This is a genomic window from Aeromonas sp. ZOR0002 (genome assembly GCF_963866995.1).
In the GTDB taxonomy this organism is placed as follows: Bacteria; Pseudomonadota; Gammaproteobacteria; order Enterobacterales; family Aeromonadaceae; genus Aeromonas; species Aeromonas caviae.
Map to the genome: position 1 here is coordinate 7574 of NZ_CAWMFQ010000274.1, position 3731 is coordinate 11304.

The 3731-nt window shown below is 63.7% G+C and carries 3 protein-coding genes and 1 pseudogene; 1 reads left to right on the plus strand and 3 read right to left on the minus strand.

Going from position 1 to position 3731, the window contains the following annotated elements:
* From AACR77_RS14880 to rpmE, 3 genes are all read right to left on the minus strand, one after another.
* On the minus strand, nucleotides 1–1018 hold a 1018-nt coding region (locus AACR77_RS14880), incomplete at its 3' end, for a malic enzyme-like NAD(P)-binding protein (protein ID WP_042882522.1).
* A 179-nt stretch (nucleotides 1019–1197) separates the two neighbouring features.
* Nucleotides 1198–2631, minus strand: a complete 1434-nt coding sequence (locus AACR77_RS14885; protein WP_042882525.1) for a DUF2867 domain-containing protein — start codon at nucleotides 2629–2631, stop codon at nucleotides 1198–1200.
* A 116-nt stretch (nucleotides 2632–2747) separates the two neighbouring features.
* Nucleotides 2748–2963, minus strand: a complete 216-nt coding sequence (gene rpmE / locus AACR77_RS14890; protein ID WP_010676078.1) for a 50S ribosomal protein L31 — start codon at nucleotides 2961–2963, stop codon at nucleotides 2748–2750.
* Between the two features lie 147 nt (nucleotides 2964–3110).
* Here rpmE and AACR77_RS14895 point away from each other — a divergent pair.
* Nucleotides 3111–3731: pseudogene (locus AACR77_RS14895) on the plus strand (primosomal protein N'); the annotation flags it as partial.

The following is a 3731-nucleotide window of genomic DNA, read 5'->3' on the forward strand; positions in this document are numbered from 1 at the left end:
TGCGGCTGGCACGGGCGTCGAGGGCGCCGCGGAAGATGAAGGGGAAGCAGAGCACGTTGTTGATCTGGTTCGGGTAGTCCGAGCGGCCGGTTCCCATGATGAGATCCCCGCGCACTCCGTGAGCCAGGGCAGGCTTGATCTCGGGGTCCGGGTTGGAACAGGCGAAGATCACCGGGTTGGGGGCCATCAGGGCCACCGCCTCGGCAGGCAGTACGTCCGGGCCGGAGACGCCGACGAAGACGTCAGCCCCGTCGATGACATCCATCAGGGTACGCAGGGGGGTGTCGTTGGCGAAACGCTGCTTGTACTGGTTGAGATCGGTGCGGCCGCTGTGGATCACACCCTGGCGGTCCAGCATGAAGATGTTGTGCGGCGCAGCCCCGCACTTGATCAGCAGATCCATGCAGGCGGTGGCGGCGGCACCGGCGCCCATGCAGACGATGCGGCTGGTGCCAATCTCCTTGCCCTGCACTTCCAGCGCGTTGAGCAGCCCGGCGGCGGTGACGATGGCGGTACCGTGCTGGTCATCGTGGAACACCGGGATGTCGCAGCGGGCGATCAGCGCCTCTTCAATCTCGAAGCACTCGGGGGCCTTGATGTCTTCCAGGTTGATGCCGCCGAAGGTGTCGGCGATGGCGGCCACCGTATCGATGAACTGGGCGCTGGTCTCGTGCTTCACCTCGATGTCGATGGCGTCGATGCCGGCAAAGCGCTTGAACAGCAGGGCCTTGCCCTCCATCACCGGCTTGGAGGCCAGCGGGCCCAGATTGCCCAGCCCCAGGATGGCGGTGCCGTTGGAGATGACGGCCACCAGGTTGCCCTTGCCGGTGTAACGGTAGGCATCGGCCGGATTGGCAGCGATCTCGCGTACCGGTTCGGCAACGCCCGGGCTGTAGGCCAGCGCCAGATCGCGAGCGGTCTCGGCGGGCTTGGTGAGGGCAATGGCGATTTTGCCCGGGACAGGTTGGGCGTGGTAGTCGAGTGCCTGTTGGCGGAGATCGTGCTGCTGATCGGACATGGGGGACCCCGATACGGAAATGAATGAGTGATGCGTTGGCTCGCCAGCGGGCGAGGGCTGAGGATCATAAAGAAATCCCCCGCCCTTTCACAGCATAAAATATCGCTGGATAGCAATGACAGGCTAATCAGTAGCATGTCACGCCATCCAAAACTACCCAATTAGTTATAGATTCGATTTCAATCCATGACTGGAATGCCGGCTTTTGCCTCTGCCTGCCGGGCGATGGCCTCCGTCATCCCCTGGAAGATGAAGAGGTGAAACGGCAGCATGGCAAGCCAGTAGGCCAGCCCCCAGGCCCCCTGCGGATGCCAGTGGGCCGTCACCCGCAGCCGGGTCAGGCCGGACTCCAGGGGCTGGATGTTGAACTCCAGCCGACCGACGCCGGGGGCCTTCATGTTGAACAGCAGATCCAGCCTGCGTCCTTCATCCACCCCGAGGATCTGCCAGGAGTCCAGCATGTCCCCCTTCACGAAGCGATCCGGGTTGGTGCGTCCCCGGGTCCGGGCCGGACCGCCGATCAGATGATCCATCCATTCGCGCACCACCCACAGCTCGTTCATGTAGAAGTAGCGCTGCTCGCCCCCCAGTTGCTGCAACACCTGCCACACCACCTCGGGGGCGGCGAGGCAATCCGCCTCCCCGCTGGCGGTGCGGTCGTAGAAGCCATATTCGGGATGGCGCCAGCGCAGACCAAGGGGCGTCTCCTCCCCGTGCTGCTCGGCACCGAGCCTCTGCTCCAGCGCCAGGCTCTCCGCCAGCGCCTCATCGAAGCTGAGCAGATGCTGGGGCAGCAGGGCGCGCAAGGGGCCGTCATCCGCCGGGATGTCGTGCTTGAGCCCCCCCACCAGCGCCTTGGCGATGGGTTGGGGAACCGAGGTGGCGAACTGCAGCCACCAGGCGGAGAGCCGGGGGCTCAAAAAGGGGATCGGAATGATGGGGCAGCGTTTGCCGATATGGGCGGCGAACTTCTGGAGCTGCTGCTGGTAGCTGAGCAGCTCGGGGCCGGCCGCATTGAAGATCTGGCCATCCACCCCGTCGGCCTCCACCAGCCCGCCCAGATAGTGCAAGAGGTTGGAGAGGGCGATGGGGGGCGTGCGGGAGCGCACCCACTTGGGCGTCACCATCATGGGCAGGTTGTACACCAGATCCCGCATCACCTCGAACGCCGCCGAGCCGGGGCCTATGATGATGCCGGCACGCAGCTCTACCGTGGGCACCCCTGCGCTGCGAAACAGCTCCCCACAGTAGCGCCGGGAGTTGAGGTGGCGACTGTTGCAGGGCTCGGGCTGGATGGCGCCGAGATAGACGATGCGGCGCACCCCGGCGGCACGGGCGGCGGCGGCGAAATTCTTCACTCCCTGCTGCTCCAGCCGGTGAAAACCGGCCCCCGCCCCCATGGCGTGTACCAGATAGAAGACGGTGTCGACCCCCGCCAGCGCAGGGGACAGGGTGGCAGGCTTGAGGCTGTCGGCGAGGCGAAACGCCACCCCCTCCGGCAGACGGCAGGGACGACGGGCCCCGGCGATGACCCTGTACCCCAGACCCTGCAGATGGGGCACCAGGTAGGATCCTATGTACCCGGCAGCTCCCATCACCAGACATGTGCGCATCGGCTCTTCTCCCTTGGTTGAGCCAACACCATAGGGCAAAGCGGGGAATTACAGAATGGCGGCCAATAAAAAAGGCACCCGACGGGCGCCTTTTTCAGAATTCTTCAGAAGCAAGATTACTTCTTGGAGGTCAAGCCACCGAAACGCTTGTTGAACTTGTCTACGCGGCCGCCGCTAGAAACTTCTTTCTGCTTGCCGGTGTAGAACGGGTGGCACTCGGAGCACACGTCCAGGTTCAGATCTTTACCGATGGTAGAGAAGGTGTTGATGACGTTACCGCAAGAGCACTTGGCGGTGATGGCTACGTAGTCAGGATGGATACCAGCTTTCATGGACAACCTCAATTATCAGGCCGTGTCGCCATCCGATCTCTTGTCGGACACCACACGATTGTTGAACACAGTTTCAAAGGCTGCGAATAATATAGGAAACGCCTGAGATCAGGCAAGTGGCTTCGCAGAAAAAATAGGCAACCTCTGGTGAATTCTTCCCAAACGCTGGATCTGGTTCGTGTGGCTGTGCCGGTGCCGTTACGCCGTCATTTCGACTATCTCTCTCCCCTGCCCTTGCCTGCCCCCGGTTGCCGGGTCGAGATCCCGTTCGGCCCGCAGACCCTGGTTGGTCTGGTGGTGGATCACCCGACCGAGAGCCAGGTCCCCCGCAACAAATTAAAACCCTTGAAGAGGGTGCTCGACAGCTCCCCCGTGCTGGGGCCCGACATTCTGGCGCTGATGGCCTGGAGCGCCGGTTACTACCAGCATCCGCTGGGGGAGGTACTGCCCCACGCCCTGCCTGTGCTGGTGCGCAAGGGGGAGCCCGCCGCCTATCGGGAGCTGGAGTTCTGGTTTGCTACCGATGCGGGCATGGCCATCGACCTCAACGAGCTCAAGCGGGCGGCCAAGCAACAGCAGGCCCTCGCCTTGCTGCGCAAGGGGCCGCAGACCCCCTCCGCCCTCAAGCAGGAGGAGATCCAGAGCGCGGCCCTCACCGCGCTGGAGAAGAAGGGACTGCTGGAGAAGCGCTCGCTGGAGCCGAGCCATGATGGCGACTGGGCCACCCGCTTCGAGCCGGGTGAGGGGCTGCGCCTCAACGGCGAGCAG